The sequence below is a fragment of the Marinobacter azerbaijanicus genome (genome assembly GCF_030250645.1).
GTDB classification, from domain to species: Bacteria; Pseudomonadota; Gammaproteobacteria; order Pseudomonadales; family Oleiphilaceae; genus Marinobacter; species Marinobacter azerbaijanicus.
The window spans coordinates 146,527-160,861 of record NZ_JASSVS010000005.1 but is presented as its reverse complement, the minus strand read 5'-3'; the positions used below and the strand labels follow the sequence as shown (position 1 = coordinate 160,861).

Below are 14,335 nucleotides of genomic sequence, written 5' to 3'. Positions count from 1 at the left end.
AGGAAAGAAATGACATGGGAGGAAGGGTATGAAAGGAATAATGAGGGCCCCGTGGTATCTGGCAACCCTGCTGGCTATGTTGTTGCTGACCGGTTGCACAAGCTCGCCCGCTACAGATGGGCCGGGCGGAGAGGTTGTCGCGATGCCGTTGACGAACACCTACTGGCAACTGGTCAGCGTAGCCGGCAAGTCGGTGTCGGAAACCGACAATCAGAAGAAGCCCCACATACTGTTCCTGGACGATGGCCGGGTAAGCGGTTTCAGTGGTTGTAACCAGTACATGGGCAACTACCGGGTGCGGGGCGAAAACCTGCTGTTCGATTCCATGAGCAGCACCCGTATGGCCTGCCCCGACAAGCTGACAGAAAAGTTGCTGTTTGCCGCATTCGCCAAGACCGTGGGGGTCAATCTGGACGGTATCGAACTGCGGTTGCTGGGCGAGGATGGGCAGCAACTGGCGGTTTTCGAAGCCACGCGGATGAAATAGCGATCAGTGGGTGGCCAGGCAGGTGGCCATGAAGTCCCTGAACTCACCTACCAGCCGCTCCAGGCTGTTCTCCAGCCGGTGGCCGTCCGGCAGCATCAGTATCGGTAGTCTCTGTTCCCGTGCCAGTTCAATAACCGGCATGGGTGCCACCACATCGTCGTCCCAGCCGTGAATGATCTGGGTATGCCGGGCCTGGATCTGCGGGCTGGACTGGGGATAGGCGGACATCGCCAATGCCGGTGCCAGCAGGAAACACCCCAGTACCGGGGTTTGTGCACTGGTGCGGGCGCAGACCCAGCCACCCATGCTGGAACCAGCCAGGATGGTGCGTTCAGGCGCGGCTCCGGCATCCGCCATTGCCTCTTTCATTTGTTGCAGGCGTTCTGCCGGGACTTTTGTGCTGCGATGGTCCAGGGCGATTGCGGTTACTCCCGGGAAGGTCTCCGCTTCCGCTTTCAGGGCCTGTACTTTGGTGCCGCCGGGGCCGCTCTCCAGCCCGTGGGACAGGAATACGTGAATGCCAGATGTCGCCATGATCACCTCTGGTGAGCGGGTTCAGTGTCGGGTTGCCGCGAGAATGTCCAGCGCGTGCCGCCGTTTTTCCGGGTCGTACAGGTCGACCGTAAACATCAGCTCGTCCACTTCCACGGTCTGCAGCAATTGCTGCAACTGCTCGCGCATGCTGTCCTCGCCGCCCAGCAATTGCAGCGACAGGAAGTCTTTCACGCCGGCCTTCTCGGCACTGTTCCACAAACCGTCCATGGACTTCACTGGCGGTCGCATCCACAGGGGCTGACCACGGAACAGGGACAGTATGCGCTGGTAACTGGTGGTGGCCAGGAACTGCGCCTCTTCGTCGGTATCCGCTGGAATCGCCGGCACAGCCAGTATCACATAGGGCCGGTCCAACTGATCCGAAGGCTGGAAGTTATCCCTGTAGGTCTGGATCGCCTCCCGGTAGAGTCGCGGCGCAAAGTGACCGGCAAAGGCGTAGGGCAGGCCCCGCATTGCGGCAAGCTGGGCGCTGTAGAGGCTGGAGCCCAGCAGCCAGATGGGCACATTGGTACCGGCGCCGGGAATGGCTTTTACCTGTTGGCCGGGTTGAAGTGGGCCCAGCAGGGTCTGCAGTCGGGCCACGTCTTCGGGGAACTGCTCGGCCCCCAGGCCGTCCCGGCGCAGAGCCCGGCTGGTAATGGGGTCGGTGCCTGGCGCCCGGCCCAGGCCCAGGTCGATCCGCCCCGGGTAGAGGCTTTCCAGGGTGCCGAACTGTTCGGCAATCACCAGCGGCGGGTGATTGGGCAGCATGATTCCGCCGGAGCCCACTCGCAGCGTCTCCGTCGCACCCGCTATATGACCGACCAGAACTGCGGTTGCCGAGCTGCTGATACCCTCCATGTTGTGATGTTCGGCCAGCCAGAAGCGCCTGAAACCGAGGCTTTCTGCATGTCTGGCATAGGCCACACTGTTGGCGAGGGTCTGGCCGACAGAGTCACCTTCGCGAACCGAGGCCAGCTCCAGAAGGGAGTAGGCGGGAAACTGGACGTTAGAAGACTGCGACATTGAATGCTCCGATTCTGAACTATCCCGCAGCATAACAAAAACCGGCGGGCATGCCCTTATAGGGAGTGGTCGGTATTGCTGTCCGTGATCCACCAGCCCGGAAGCAACTGGCGGATGTCGGGCTGCAGGAACCGATCGTCAATCAGCCAGATCACGCCCCGGTCTTCCGGGGTGCGGATGACCCTTCCGGCGGCCTGGGCGACTTTCTGAAGGCCGGGAATCAGGTAGGTGTAAGCCTGGCCGGCACCGAATCTCTGTTCCAGTCGCTGACGCAGTATCTCGTGCCACGCGTCGAACGGTGGCAGACCCAGGGTTGCCACGAAGGCGCCGATCAGGCGGTCGCCGGGCAGGTCGATGCCTTCGCTGAAAACCCCACCGAGTACCGCAAAGGCAACGCCGGAGTTGGTGTCCCGGAAACCGTCCAGAAATGCGGTGCGCTCCTCACCGGACATGCCTGGCTGCTGGGCCCGCAGAGGAATGTCCGGGGCAAGGTCAGCCAGGGTGTCCCGCACGCGGTTGAGGTAGGCAAAGCTGCTGAAGAAGGCAAGATAGTTGCCAGGCCGCTGCCGGTACTGCCCGGCGATGAGTTCGGCAATGGGCACAAGGGAACGCTCTCTGTCCGCCTGACGGGTACTGATGTGGGGCGTGAAGTGCACCTCCAGCTGGTCAGCGGAAAAAGGGCCTGGCAAGGACTGGAAACAGGTGTCTTCAGGCATGCCCAGCAGGTCACGGTAGTAGATTCCGGGCGACAGGGTAGCGGAGAACAGCAGGGTGCTGTCGGCCGACTCGAACCGGGGGCTGAGAAAATCCGCCGGAATCAGGTTGCGGATGGCCAGTTGTGCCTTGCCTCTGCCGGGCCTGACCAGCTCGCACAGGGAGTGATCGCCGAACACCTCTGCCAGTCTGGTAAAGGCCAGGCTTTCGAACATCAGTTCCTGCAGTGCCAGATCCGGTGGGTGGTCGGCCAGATAGTCGGTAATCGCGGATACCAGTCGGTTCAGTGCGCCGGTGAGTGAGCCGGGCAGGTTATCCAGTATCACCGGATCACGGGTGATGTCCGGGGCATGGTCGCGGATCACCGATTGCCAGGCGCGGGATACTCCGTCCAGCTGGGATTTCAGGGCTTTGGGTGCCTGGCGCCGGATCCGCAGCAGGCGCGCCTGGCTCAATTCCACCGAATACATGCCCCGGGCCCGGTCCACCAGATTGTGGGCTTCGTCAATCAGTAGACTGGCTTTCCAGTCATTCTGCCGGACCAGGGCATGAAGCAGGGCGGACTGGTCGAACATACGGTTTACATCCGCCACCACCACATCGCACCAGCGGGCCATTTCCTGGGCCAGGAAATAGGGGCAGATACCATGGTGGCTGGCGATGTCTGCCAGTACTTGCTGTGTCAGGGCGCCGGTGTGACTGGCCGCGTCGGCCCGGGCAGCAGGCAGCCGGTCGAAGAAGCCTTTGGCCAGGGGGCAGGCGTCCCCGTGACACGCCTTGTCCGGGTGTTCGCAGGCATGATCCTTCGCCACCAGCTCGAGGGTTCGCAATGGCAGTGCACCGGGCTGTTTCTCCCGCAGCAGGTGGACAGCATCCACCGCCAGGTGGCGGGCGGTGTTGCGGCTGGTGAGATAGAACAGCCGGTCCTGGCCGGCTGCCGGCATGGCCATCAGCGCCGGAAACAGGGTGCCCAGGGTCTTGCCCAGGCCGGTGGGGGCTTCCAGAAGCAGCTTGCGATTGCGAAGACTGTTCCGGTATACGGTTTCGGCCAGAGGCCGTTGCTGTGGTCGGAAATCAGCAAAAGGGAACGTGAGCCGCGACAGGGCCTGGTCTCTTGTCTTTCTGTGAGCGGCCTCCTGTTGCGCCCAACTGCTGTAGATGGCACAGAGCTGTTCCAGTTCCTGCCAGAGCTCGTCGGCGCTGGCAGTTTCGGTGACAGGTGTTTCCCTGTCCTTGCCCACGTCGTAATAGATCAGGGCCAGGTCGATCTGTTTGAGCTTTTCCTGTCGGCACAGCATCGCACCGTAAACCCGCAACTGTGCACGGTGAAGGTTACGCTGGGCTTCACGTACCCGGGACAGGTCGCCCCGGTGGGTCTTGATTTCTTCCAGGCGCCCGGCAATCGGATCGTAACCATCGGCCCGACCGCTGACCATCAGGTTGCCGCACTGGGCGGCCAGGGCAAGCTCGCTCTGGTACCTCGGGCCGCGCCGGGCCTGTACCGCGCCATGACCGGCTATGCCCTCTTCCGATGTGGGAGCGGGCGTGTAGCGCAAATCCAGGTCACCCTTGCGGGCCGCGAATTCACAGAGGGTTCGTGCCGCGACCTTGAGTTCACTCATTCCGCGGCCCCAGCCCAGCGCACATAACAGACGGATACCGGAATATCGTGGCTGACAAAGAACTCCAGCCAGCGGGTCTGGTGATCCTGCAGGCGGTCGCCGGGGCCTTTGACTTCGATCATCTCGTAGCGCCGGTTCGGGTCCGGGTGGCCAGGTTGAAAACGGATCAGATCGGGAAAGCCACTACGGTGTTCCCGAAGATTGTCCAGCAGGCGCCGGAACACCAGTTCCAGGTGGCGGGCGGGAATGCATTCCAGAGCGAGTTCCAGGATTTCCTCCGAGAGCACCGGCCAGAGCACGAAGGGCGAGGCAATGCCCTGTTTCTGTTGCCAGGTGTCGCGGATCCCGGATTTGTAGTGACCGCTGGTCAGATGCCCGAGGGCTTCATCGAACAGCGCTTGCCGGCGATCGACGAAATCCTCCCGGTACAGGTCCACTGGCCCGGTTTGGAACGGATGAAAGAAAGCACCGGGGATCGGGGCAAACAGAGCGCGCCAGCACAAAAGGCCGAACAGGCCGTTGATCAGGGTGTTTTCCACATAGGCAACCGGGGCCCCGGGTTCTGACAGATGCTCCAGGGCTACCCACTCCACCGAATGTCCCTCGGGGTTGTCCAATTCCAGGGTAAAGGTGGCAAGCGCCGGTCGTTGGGGCGCTTGGGGGGCAGTTTCTCCCAGTTTTCTGGCCAATCGTGACCGGATGCGCTCAAGCCCCTGTTCTTCCGAGCTGAACCTGGGATTGTCTCCGGCGGCTCTGGCCAAATCCCAGGCTTCGCGGTATCGCTTAAGCCTTTCCAGAAGGCGCAGTTGCCGTAGTCGCGCTTCACGGTGGCCGCTTTGCCCGTAGGCGGTCAGCGCCAGATCCGTGTTGCCACCACGTTCTGCCAGCTTGCCCAGTTCGAACAGCAGGCGGCCACGCCGGCTTTCCAGCCAGGGGTTGTCGGAGGCTGGCGGCACGTCCTGCCAGACCGTTTCCGGTGCGTCGCCCTGGTCCAGGCGCTCGCGGCAGTGGTGCATGACCAGGTAGCAGTCCACATCTGCACGCTCATCGAATGCCCGGGATTCGGCGGAGAGCGGCACCTGTTCGTATTGCTGGTGACCCAGTTCCACCAGCACGAAGTCAGACCAGTTCTGGCGCAGGTTGCCAAAGAACATCAGCCGAAGGCGATCAAACAGGTCCATGTGGTTCAGTCGGATCACCTGTGTCGGGGTCTCCGGCAGCCAGTGTTCCACGGGAGCGGGGGTGGGGTGCTGTGGAATCAGCGTGTCTTTCAATACCCCCTTGGCGGCTCTGGCGGGCAATCCGGCGGCGGAGATCCGCTCCGCGAGGGCAGGGCGCAGTTCCGCCAGGGTGAACAGGCGAAAGACCTCCGCCAGAGGGATTTTCGGGTTACCTTCAATCCAGCCAGCACCAGAAAGCGTTTTCGCTGCGTCTGCCACCGGCTGGCCCAGTTCCGGGTAGTTGAGTTTTTCAATCCGGAACAATTCGCCGGTGCGCATGACCATTCGAGCCAGCAGTGCCCGTGCCGGCTGGCCCAGTGCCAGCAGGTTGTCAATGAGCCCGGTTTCTTCATCAGTCAGCAGATCGCTGTGGTGTTGCCGGACCCAGCGCACGACCGTCTCGAAGTTTTCGAGGTAATACAGCGGATTGTCCAGGTCGGCGGTGCCGGGAACGGATGAGTGCGGGGCTGGTTCGGACTTCATGGTTCCCCGTACTACAAGTCCACCACGATGGGCGGATTCAGCGGCTTGTAGTTGGCTGTGCAGGTGCTGGCATTAACAAACAGGCAGTCATTTCTGGTTTCCTGGCCGTGGCTCTCATGAATATGCCCGAAGATGTGCATCTTCAGTTTCAGCCGCTCCAGCTCCCGGGCCAGGTCTTCACAGCCGACAGACTCGGATGGTTTGGCTGAGATCATCTGCTGGGACTGCGTCGCCATTATTACTTCATCGAGAATGCCTGCCGGAGGCCCATGGGTGATGAGTACGTCGGTGTCGGCCGGAATCTGTGCCCAGCGTTCGGCAATGGCCTCGCCGCGCGCGAGGTTGAACGCCCAGTCAAAAAATACCGGAGTCCATGGACTCCCCCAGAATTTCAGGCCCTCAATTTCAGTGCCACTGTCCCGCAGGTAAATCGCATTGCGGACCAGTGCTTCGGCCTCTTCCGGCTCATCCTGAAGGCACCAGTCGTGGTTGCCCGCGATGAGAATCTTGTGACGGTGCGGCTGTTCGGAAAACCAGTTGTCCAGGTCTTCCAGTTCCTCAAGGGTGCCCACGCCGAGGCAGTCGCCGGCGTGGATCAGGATGTCGCCATCCGGCACCGGAACCTGGCGGTGCATGCTGTGTGTGTCCGATATGCAGACCAGTCTCATGAAAGCTCGCTGGGGTTGTCGGGATTGTTGAACGCCCCGTGGCGTCCGGCTCCGCTGGCGAACCGGCCAGCGCCCTCAATGGCTTCTTCGAATACTACAGGGTAGCCGCCGGCGCCCTCTGCAGCCAACGCTTCTGACAGTTTCATGTCCCACTGGTGAATAGCTGAAAGTCGATCGGCCCGCAGGCATTTCTGAGGGAAGCCGGCAATGTCTGCTGCCAGGGCTTCTGCAGCCGGGCGAGCCTCCCCATCTGCAACAACCCTGTTTGCCAGCCCCATGGTTTTTGCTTCTTCGGCGTCGACGGGCCGCCCGGTCAGGATCATGTCCATGGCGTTGCCGTGGCCGACGATTCGCGGCAGGCGTACAGTCCCGCCGTCAATCAGGGGGACGCCCCAGCGGCGACAGAAAACGCCGAAAGTAGCGGATTTTTCCGCCACCCGCAAATCGCACATCAGCGCCAGTTCCAGACCACCGGCTACCGCGTATCCGGACACTGCTGCAATGACGGGTTTGGAGAGCGCCATGCGGGACGGCCCCATGGGGCCTGGCGCTGTTCCGGTTCCTTCAATGTCGTTACGCCTCTCGGGATCACCGATGGCCTCCAGATCCGCCCCGGCGCAGAAGTTGCCACCCGCACCCCAGAGTACGGCCACCTTCAATGCCTCATTTTCTTCAAACTCGGTAAAGGCCTGACGAAGGGCGTTGGCGGTCTGGCGATCAACGGCATTCCGTTTCTCGGGGCGGTTAATGACGATGGTAAGAACAGCGCCATGGCTTTCAGTGTAGACGGGTGGGTGAGACACAGGGCTCTCCTGAGTTTATTTTTGTGGCACCAGATGACGATTGCCCAGTATGCACTTTGCTTTACAGCGGCAACAAGGATGGCAGGCAGGCCATTATCAATGGCGGTGGGTGTGCCGGTAGTCGGTGGGGGACTGGCCCATGACTTTCTTGAACAGTCGCGAGAAATAGTAGTTGTCGTCATACCCCAGCATGCTGCTGATCTGGGTAAAGGAATGGTCCGTGGTGTCCAGCAGCTGGCAGGCCTGTTCCACTTTCAGGTGCAAAAAATGCTGAATGGGAGAAACTCCTGTCAGGGCCCGGTAGCGGGTGGCGAAATGGGCGGGCGACAGGCCGGTGAGGTCCGCCAGCTGGCTCAGGGTAATGCGCTCGTCCAGATGTTCCCGCATGAAATTGTGGATTAAGTCCAGGTCCGGCTGATGGGCATGGCCGGCTTCGCCTACGCTCAGAGGAACCGCCGCCAGCAACTGCCGCAAACGGTTGGCCACGTGGACCAGGCCGGGAGTGCGGAAGCCGGTCTGTCTTACCGACAGCAGGCCGTTGAAGTCCACCAGCAGCCTGGGCTGTCGCCCGATGTGCTGAATGCGCACACCCTCGGTAAATCCCATGTGTTCGCGAAAAGGTTCCGCCAGTGGGCCAGCGTAATGCACCCAATGGATTGTCCATGGGTTCTCCGGTGCGGCGGTGTAGCGGTGGGCAGCTCCGGCAGGTAGCAGGACCAGGTCACCGGCCCGGACCACGCAGGGCTCGTCCTCGATACTCAGGTAGGCTTCCCCTTCCGTGCAATGGATCAAAAGATCGTCATTGTGGTGTTCCCGGTGCATGTGGTGACCCGCTGCGCGGCGGTAGTGACCGAACGCCAGCGGGTACAGGTCGCGGGTCAGAGGGTGTCGTGACAGGGTACGGATTACCGGGTCAGGGATGACATAGCGAATACTGTCCGGCGGTACGGGCCACTGTGATGTTTTGGTCATGGTGGTTGGCTGCTTTGTTCCATTTCCGAAATATAGTCCATCATGGTCGAAACTTAGTCAATCATGAACCACCAGATTGCTGTGCTAGGCTTGATCACAAGCTGAGGGCATAGACCCCAATACCTACAACAATGACATGGAACATCGCTATGAAAAACGTACCCCTTTATATCGCTGGTGAGTTTGTCGATAGCCAGACCGACCAGTGGATTGACGTTACCGATCCCGCCACCAACGAAGTGATTGCCCGCGCCCCCTGTACCACAGATGCGGAAATGCGTCGTGCCATCGACAATGCTGGTGAAGTGTTCAAGTCCTGGAAAGAAACCCCGGTTTCCGAGCGTGCCCGGGTGATGATGCGTTACCAGGCCCTGCTGAAAGAACACCACGATGAAATTGCCGAGATTCTCTCCAGTGAAACCGGCAAAACCTTCGAAGATGCCAAGGGCGACGTATGGCGCGGCATCGAGGTTGTGGAGCACGCGGCCAACGTCCCCTCACTGATGATGGGCGAGACCGTTGAGAACGTGGCCCGTGAAGTGGATACCTACTCCTACACCCAGCCCCTGGGTGTCTGCGCAGGTATCACCCCGTTCAACTTCCCGGCCATGATTCCGCTGTGGATGTTCCCCATGGCCATCGCCTGCGGTAACACCTTTATTCTCAAGCCGTCCGAGCAGGACCCGCTGACCCCGATGCGCCTTGCCGAACTGTTTGAAGAAGCAGGCGCTCCCAAGGGTGTGCTGCAGGTGGTCCACGGCGGCAAGGAACAGGTGGATGTATTGCTGACCGATCCGGCGATCAAGGCGGTGTCTTTCGTGGGCTCCGTGCCGGTAGGCCGTTACATCTACGAAACCGGTACCCGCAACATGAAGCGTGTACAGAGCTTCGCCGGTGCCAAGAACCACATGGTGATCCTGCCCGATGCCAGTAAAGACCAGGTTGTCAAAGCCCTGGTAGGTGCCTCGGTAGGTGCGGCTGGCCAGCGTTGTATGGCCATTTCCGTCGCCGTCTTCGTAGGCGAGGCCCAGCAGTGGATTCCGGAAGTGAAGGAAGCCCTTGCTGCCGTCAAGCCGGGCGCCTGGAACGACAAGTCGGCCAGCTACGGACCGATCATCAGCCAGAAAGCGAAAGAGCGGGTGGAGTCGCTGATAACCCGCGGTGAACAGGAAGGCGCCAACCTGCTGCTGGACGGTCGCAACTGTACCGTTGACGGCCTGCCGGATGGCAACTGGGTTGGCCCGACCCTGTTCTCTGGCGTCAAGCCGGACATGGATATCTACAAGGAAGAAATCTTCGGCCCTGTTCTTTCATGCATGGAAGTCGATACCCTGGCGGACGCCATCGCTCTGGTAAACGACAATCTGTACGGTAACGGCACCTCCATCTTTACCAGCTCAGGTGGTGCGGCGCGCCGTTACCAGCATGAAATCGAAGTGGGTCAGGTGGGCATCAACGTGCCTATTCCGGTACCCCTGCCGTTCTTCTCGTTCACCGGCTGGAAGGGCTCCTTCTACGGTGACCAGCACGCCTACGGCAAGCAGGCGGTGAAGTTCTACACCGAAACCAAGACCATCACTGCGCGCTGGTTCAGCAGCGATGCGGTTGCTGAAACCAACTTCTCCATCCGCATGCGGTAAGGAGAACCCATGAACTTTGATCTGACGGAAGATCAACTGGCCTTCCGCGAGGCTGCCAAAGCCTTCGCGGAAAAGGCCATGGCGCCCCACGCAGCGAAATGGGATGCAGACCATCTGTTTCCGGTGGAGGTGATCCGCGAAGCGGGAGAAATGGGCTTCTGTGGCATCTACACCCCGGAAGCCCAGGGCGGCATGGGGCTGTCACGGCTGGATACCAGCGTGATCGTGGAAGAGCTGGCAGCCGCCTGCCCTTCCACAGCCGCCTATATCACCATCCATAACATGGCCACCTGGATGGTGGCGCAGTTCGGTAATGCCGACATCCAGAAGCAGATCGCCCCACGAATGGCCAGTGGTGAATGGCTGGGCTCGTACTGCCTGACCGAACCCGGTGCCGGCTCCGATGCCGGCAACCTGCGCACCAAGGCAACCCCGGACGGCGACAGCTACGTGATCAACGGCAGCAAGGTGTTTATTTCCGGGGCCGGCGCTACCCAGATGCTGGTGGTCATGGCCCGTACCGGTGCGCCGGACAGTGGTCCTAAGGGCATCAGCGCCTTCGTGGTGCCTGCCGACAGCGACGGCATCCACTACGGCAAGGCCGAGGAAAAAATGGGTTGGAACAGTCAGCCTACCCGCCAGATTACGTTTGAGAACGTTCGCGTGCCGGCCAACAACCGGCTGGGCGAGGAAGGTCAGGGCTTCATGATTGCCATGAAAGGCCTGGACGGCGGCCGCCTGAATATCGCCACCTGCTCCATTGGTGGCGCCCACGCAGCGCTGCTCAGGGCCCGCAACTACATGCATGAGCGCGAGCAGTTCGGCCAGCCACTGGCGGGATTCCAGGCACTCCAGTTCAAGCTGGCGGACATGGCCACCAACCTGGTCGCTGCCAGGCAGATGGTGCGTCTGGCCGCTTACCGACTGGACCAGGGCGACACCGAAGCCACCCTCCATTGCGCCATGGCCAAACGTTTTGCCACCGATGCCTGCTTTGATGTGTGCAACGACGCCCTTCAGCTTCACGGCGGTTACGGCTATATCCGCGAATACCCGCTGGAGCGCTACGTGCGCGACCTGCGTGTGCATCAGATCCTGGAAGGCACCAACGAAATCATGAGGTTGATCGTGGCACGCCGGCTTCTGGAGCCAGGCGTCGCCGAGGCCATTCAATAACAAGGAAAATCACATGAGCGATTTGATTCAGCTGGAAAAACGCGATCACACCGCGATCATTACCATCAATAATCCACCGGCGAATACCTGGACGCTGGCCTCCCTGCAAGCGCTGGAAGACACCATCGAAGCGCTGAATGAGGATCTCAATATCTTTGCGCTGGTGGTAACCGGCCAGGGCGAGAAGTTTTTCTCTGCCGGTGCCGATCTCAAGAGCTTTGCGGACGGCGATATCGCCAACGCCGATCTGATGGGTAAGGCCTTCGGCCGGGCATTCAGTGCACTGAGCCGGTTCCGTGGTGTGTCCATCGCGGCGGTCAACGGTTACGCCATGGGCGGGGGCCTGGAATGCGCCATGGCCTGCGATATCCGCATCGCCGAGGAACATGCCCAGATGGCCCTGCCAGAGGCTTCCGTGGGTCTGCTGCCCTGTGCCGGTGGCACCCAGAACCTGCCCTGGCTGGTGGGTGAGGGCTGGGCCAAGCGCATGATCCTGTGTGGTGAACGCATCAAGGCCGATAAGGCGCTGAGCATTGGCCTTGTGGAAGAGGTCGTGCCTTCCGGTGGCGCTCTGGACAAGGCCCTGGAGTTGGCGCAAATGGCCGGCAAGCAGAGTCCCTCCTCCGTGGCACGCTGCAAGACCCTGGTCATGAGTGCCCGGGATGGCCGCAGTCATGATGACGGCTGGCGCATGGAGCGGGAGCTGTTTGTGGATCTGTTCCGCACCGAAGACCAGCGCGAAGGGGTGAATGCGTTCCTCGAGAAACGCACCCCTGAGTGGAAGAACCGATAAGCCGGGCCGGAGCGCCGAGTCAACATTATGAGCAATCAAGCAGTCATTTTTGAAGAACTGGAAGCCGCCGATGGCCGCCGTATTGGTGTGGCACGGCTGAATGTACCACGCGCCATGAATGCCCTGTCGCTGGAGATGATCCACATGCTCAAGGCAAGGCTGGATCAGTGGGCAGCTGATGACGCCATTGCAGCGGTGTGGCTCGAAGGTGAGGGCGACAAGGCCCTGTGTGCCGGTGGCGATATTGTGGCGCTGTACCGGGACATGACCGAGCCCCGTTCGGACAACCGTGCCAGCGAAGGGGAGACCTTCTTCACTGACGAGTACGAGCTGGACTACCAGATCCACACCTATCCCAAGCCTTTTGTCGTCTGGGGCAACGGAATTGTGATGGGCGGCGGTCTGGGCCTGATGGCGGGTGGATCCCACCGGGTGGTCACCGAGCACTCGCGTCTGGCGATGCCGGAAACGACCATCGGCCTCTATCCGGATGTTGGCGCCGGCTGGTTTCTCAACAGGATGCCGGGGCGGACCGGTCTGTTCCTTGGCCTGACCGGTGCACGCATGAACGGTACCGATGCCATCTTTACCGGGCTGGCGGACAGGTTCATTCGCCACGACATGCGGGAAGAGGTCAAACAGGCCCTGCAACAGACCGGCTTTGGCGATGAAGCATACGCTGCCGTAAGCCGTGTGTTGCGCCGGTTCGAGGCGGGTTCCCGCGAGGCAATGCCCCAGTCTGTGGTGCGCGAGCACTTTGACGTAATCCAGGCACTCACCGACGGCGATTCCCTGGTGGAAGTGGTGGATAACCTGGGACAGTACGCTGGCGAAGACCCCTGGCTGATCAAGGCGGTCAAGACTGTTGCGGCGGCATCACCGGCTTCCCTGGCCCTGACCTGGCAACACTATCACGACACATTGCATGACAGCCTGTCCGAGGTATTCGACAAGGAGCTTCGGATATCAAAGCGCAGCCTGAAAATGGGCGAGTTTGCAGAGGGTGTGCGGGCGCTGCTGATCGACAAGGATCTCAAGCCACGCTGGCATTTCCCCACACTGGAGAGCGTGGATCCGAAGTGGATCGAGCGGTTCTTTATTGAATCCTGATTAAACCGAGCAGACCAAACCTGATCAAACAACGGAGAACAATAACATGGCGACTATCACGTTTATCGGTCTTGGCAACATGGGCGGCCCCATGGCCACAAACCTGGTCAAGGCAGGCCACGATCTGACGGTGTTTGATCTGTCTTCCGAGGCGGTCAAGGCACTCACCAGCGAAGGCGCGAAATCCGCAGCAACAATCCAGGAGGCGGTCGAGGGTGCAGAGGTGGTGATTTCCATGCTGCCTGCGGGCCAGCACGTGGAATCGGTGTATCTGGGTGAGAATGGACTGCTGAATCAGCTGCCCTCCACCACACTGGTGATCGACTCGTCCACTATCGCGCCAGAGACGGCAAAAGGTGTCGCTGAGGCGGCCGTTGCTGCCGGCATTACCTTCATGGACGCACCTGTGTCCGGCGGTGTGGGTGGTGCCAAAGCAGGCACGCTGACCTTTATCTGCGGCGGCGAGGCAGACGCCTTCGAGCGCGCCAAACCCATCCTTGAAAGCATGGGCAAGAACATCTTCCATGCCGGTCCCCACGGTGCCGGGCAGATTGCCAAGATCTGCAACAACATGCTGCTGGCCATTCTGATGACGGGGACCAGCGAGGCCCTGGCTCTGGGCGTGAAAAACGGGCTGGACCCAGCGGTGCTGTCGGAAATCATGAAGCAGAGCTCCGGCGGCAACTGGGCGCTGAACGTCTATAACCCCTGGCCGGGTGTAATGGAGGGTGTGCCGGCGTCACGTGATTATGAAGGCGGCTTCCTGGTCAACCTGATGGCCAAGGACCTCGGTCTGGCCTTTGACAATGCGGTCAAGAATCAGGCGCCGATTCCCATGGGATCGCTGGCCCGTAACCTGTTTGCTCTGCACGCCAACGAGGGCAACGGAGAGCTGGACTTCTCCAGCATCCAGAGATTCTATTACCGCGGGCAGAGTTGAGCACCCGGCGCCTTCCGAACCATTCGGGCAGTAGGTTCGCCCCTGCTGAAGGGTTCTGAAGGCGTTTATTTTTAGCTTAAAGTTTACCTTTACGTAAACTAAAGCCTGTGCTAAACATTGAGAACAGAATTCGTCCACAACAATAAA

General features: G+C 60.6%; 13 protein-coding genes. 6 read left to right on the top strand and 7 right to left on the bottom strand.

The window, feature by feature from the left end; genetic code table 11:
- Window positions 1–28 precede the first annotated feature (28 nt).
- Window positions 29–487 (top strand): META domain-containing protein, encoded by a 459-nt coding sequence (locus QPM17_RS11745; RefSeq protein ID WP_285390934.1) that lies wholly within the window; start codon window positions 29–31, stop codon window positions 485–487.
- 3 nt (window positions 488–490) lie between these two features.
- Here the strand turns inward: QPM17_RS11745 and QPM17_RS11740 are convergent, their stop codons facing one another.
- The 7 genes from QPM17_RS11740 to QPM17_RS11710 form a co-directional block, all read right to left on the bottom strand.
- Entirely contained in the window at window positions 491–1,021 is a 531-nt protein-coding gene (locus QPM17_RS11740; protein WP_285390933.1) for a YqiA/YcfP family alpha/beta fold hydrolase, read from the bottom strand.
- Window positions 1,022–1,042: 21 nt separating this feature from the next.
- Complete coding sequence (locus QPM17_RS11735; RefSeq protein ID WP_285390932.1) at window positions 1,043–2,047, bottom strand: LLM class flavin-dependent oxidoreductase; 1,005 nt, start codon at window positions 2,045–2,047, stop codon at window positions 1,043–1,045.
- A 56-nt stretch (window positions 2,048–2,103) separates the two neighbouring features.
- The gene (locus QPM17_RS11730) at window positions 2,104–4,383 is read right to left on the bottom strand and encodes an ATP-dependent DNA helicase (protein WP_285390931.1); all 2,280 of its coding nucleotides are present in this window, start codon (window positions 4,381–4,383) and stop codon (window positions 2,104–2,106) included.
- A complete protein-coding gene (locus QPM17_RS11725) occupies window positions 4,380–6,086 on the bottom strand; it encodes a VRR-NUC domain-containing protein (RefSeq protein WP_285390930.1) in 1,707 nt (568 codons plus the stop codon). The genes QPM17_RS11730 and QPM17_RS11725 overlap by 4 nt, the downstream gene beginning before the upstream one ends.
- Before the next feature lie 11 nt (window positions 6,087–6,097).
- Complete coding sequence (locus tag QPM17_RS11720) at window positions 6,098–6,754, bottom strand: metallophosphatase domain-containing protein (RefSeq protein WP_285390929.1); 657 nt, start codon at window positions 6,752–6,754, stop codon at window positions 6,098–6,100.
- Entirely contained in the window at window positions 6,751–7,557 is an 807-nt protein-coding gene (locus tag QPM17_RS11715; protein WP_285390928.1) for a crotonase/enoyl-CoA hydratase family protein, read from the bottom strand. The genes QPM17_RS11720 and QPM17_RS11715 overlap by 4 nt, the downstream gene beginning before the upstream one ends.
- 96 nt (window positions 7,558–7,653) lie before the next feature.
- Window positions 7,654–8,529 (bottom strand): AraC family transcriptional regulator, encoded by an 876-nt coding sequence (locus QPM17_RS11710; protein WP_285390927.1) that lies wholly within the window; start codon window positions 8,527–8,529, stop codon window positions 7,654–7,656.
- Between the two features lie 149 nt (window positions 8,530–8,678).
- On the opposite strand from QPM17_RS11710, the gene QPM17_RS11705 reads away from it, so the two are divergent.
- The 5 genes from QPM17_RS11705 to mmsB are packed head-to-tail and all read left to right on the top strand — an operon-like array spanning window position 8,679 to window position 14,188.
- On the top strand, window positions 8,679–10,169 hold the full coding sequence (locus QPM17_RS11705) for a CoA-acylating methylmalonate-semialdehyde dehydrogenase (protein WP_285390926.1): 1,491 nt from the start codon (window positions 8,679–8,681) through the stop codon (window positions 10,167–10,169).
- A gap of 9 nt (window positions 10,170–10,178) precedes the next feature.
- Window positions 10,179–11,345 (top strand): acyl-CoA dehydrogenase family protein, encoded by a 1,167-nt coding sequence (locus QPM17_RS11700; RefSeq protein ID WP_285390925.1) that lies wholly within the window; start codon window positions 10,179–10,181, stop codon window positions 11,343–11,345.
- A gap of 13 nt (window positions 11,346–11,358) precedes the next feature.
- Window positions 11,359–12,138, top strand: coding sequence for an enoyl-CoA hydratase (locus QPM17_RS11695; RefSeq protein WP_285390924.1), 780 nt, complete (start codon window positions 11,359–11,361; stop codon window positions 12,136–12,138).
- Window positions 12,139–12,165: 27 nt separating this feature from the next.
- Window positions 12,166–13,248, top strand: a complete 1,083-nt coding sequence (locus tag QPM17_RS11690; RefSeq protein ID WP_285390923.1) for an enoyl-CoA hydratase/isomerase family protein — start codon at window positions 12,166–12,168, stop codon at window positions 13,246–13,248.
- Window positions 13,249–13,294: 46 nt separating this feature from the next.
- Window positions 13,295–14,188, top strand: coding sequence for a 3-hydroxyisobutyrate dehydrogenase (gene mmsB / locus QPM17_RS11685; protein ID WP_285390922.1), 894 nt, complete (start codon window positions 13,295–13,297; stop codon window positions 14,186–14,188).
- Window positions 14,189–14,335 lie beyond the last annotated feature (147 nt).

Bases quoted from the DNA above. Each gene is read 5' to 3' on its own strand.
- QPM17_RS11700 (WP_285390925.1), top strand. From the start codon at position 10,179: ATGAACTTTGATCTGACGGAAGATCAACTGGCCTTCCGCGAGGCTGCC.
- QPM17_RS11740 (WP_285390933.1), bottom strand. From the start codon at position 1,021: ATGGCGACATCTGGCATTCACGTATTCCTGTCCCACGGGCTGGAGAGC.
- mmsB (WP_285390922.1), top strand. From the start codon at position 13,295: ATGGCGACTATCACGTTTATCGGTCTTGGCAACATGGGCGGCCCCATG.
- QPM17_RS11730 (WP_285390931.1), bottom strand. From the start codon at position 4,383: ATGAGTGAACTCAAGGTCGCGGCACGAACCCTCTGTGAATTCGCGGCC.
- QPM17_RS11745 (WP_285390934.1), top strand. From the start codon at position 29: ATGAAAGGAATAATGAGGGCCCCGTGGTATCTGGCAACCCTGCTGGCT.
- QPM17_RS11725 (WP_285390930.1), bottom strand. From the start codon at position 6,086: ATGAAGTCCGAACCAGCCCCGCACTCATCCGTTCCCGGCACCGCCGAC.
- QPM17_RS11690 (WP_285390923.1), top strand. From the start codon at position 12,166: ATGAGCAATCAAGCAGTCATTTTTGAAGAACTGGAAGCCGCCGATGGC.
- QPM17_RS11735 (WP_285390932.1), bottom strand. From the start codon at position 2,047: ATGTCGCAGTCTTCTAACGTCCAGTTTCCCGCCTACTCCCTTCTGGAG.
- QPM17_RS11695 (WP_285390924.1), top strand. From the start codon at position 11,359: ATGAGCGATTTGATTCAGCTGGAAAAACGCGATCACACCGCGATCATT.
- QPM17_RS11720 (WP_285390929.1), bottom strand. From the start codon at position 6,754: ATGAGACTGGTCTGCATATCGGACACACACAGCATGCACCGCCAGGTT.
- QPM17_RS11710 (WP_285390927.1), bottom strand. From the start codon at position 8,529: ATGACCAAAACATCACAGTGGCCCGTACCGCCGGACAGTATTCGCTAT.
- QPM17_RS11705 (WP_285390926.1), top strand. From the start codon at position 8,679: ATGAAAAACGTACCCCTTTATATCGCTGGTGAGTTTGTCGATAGCCAG.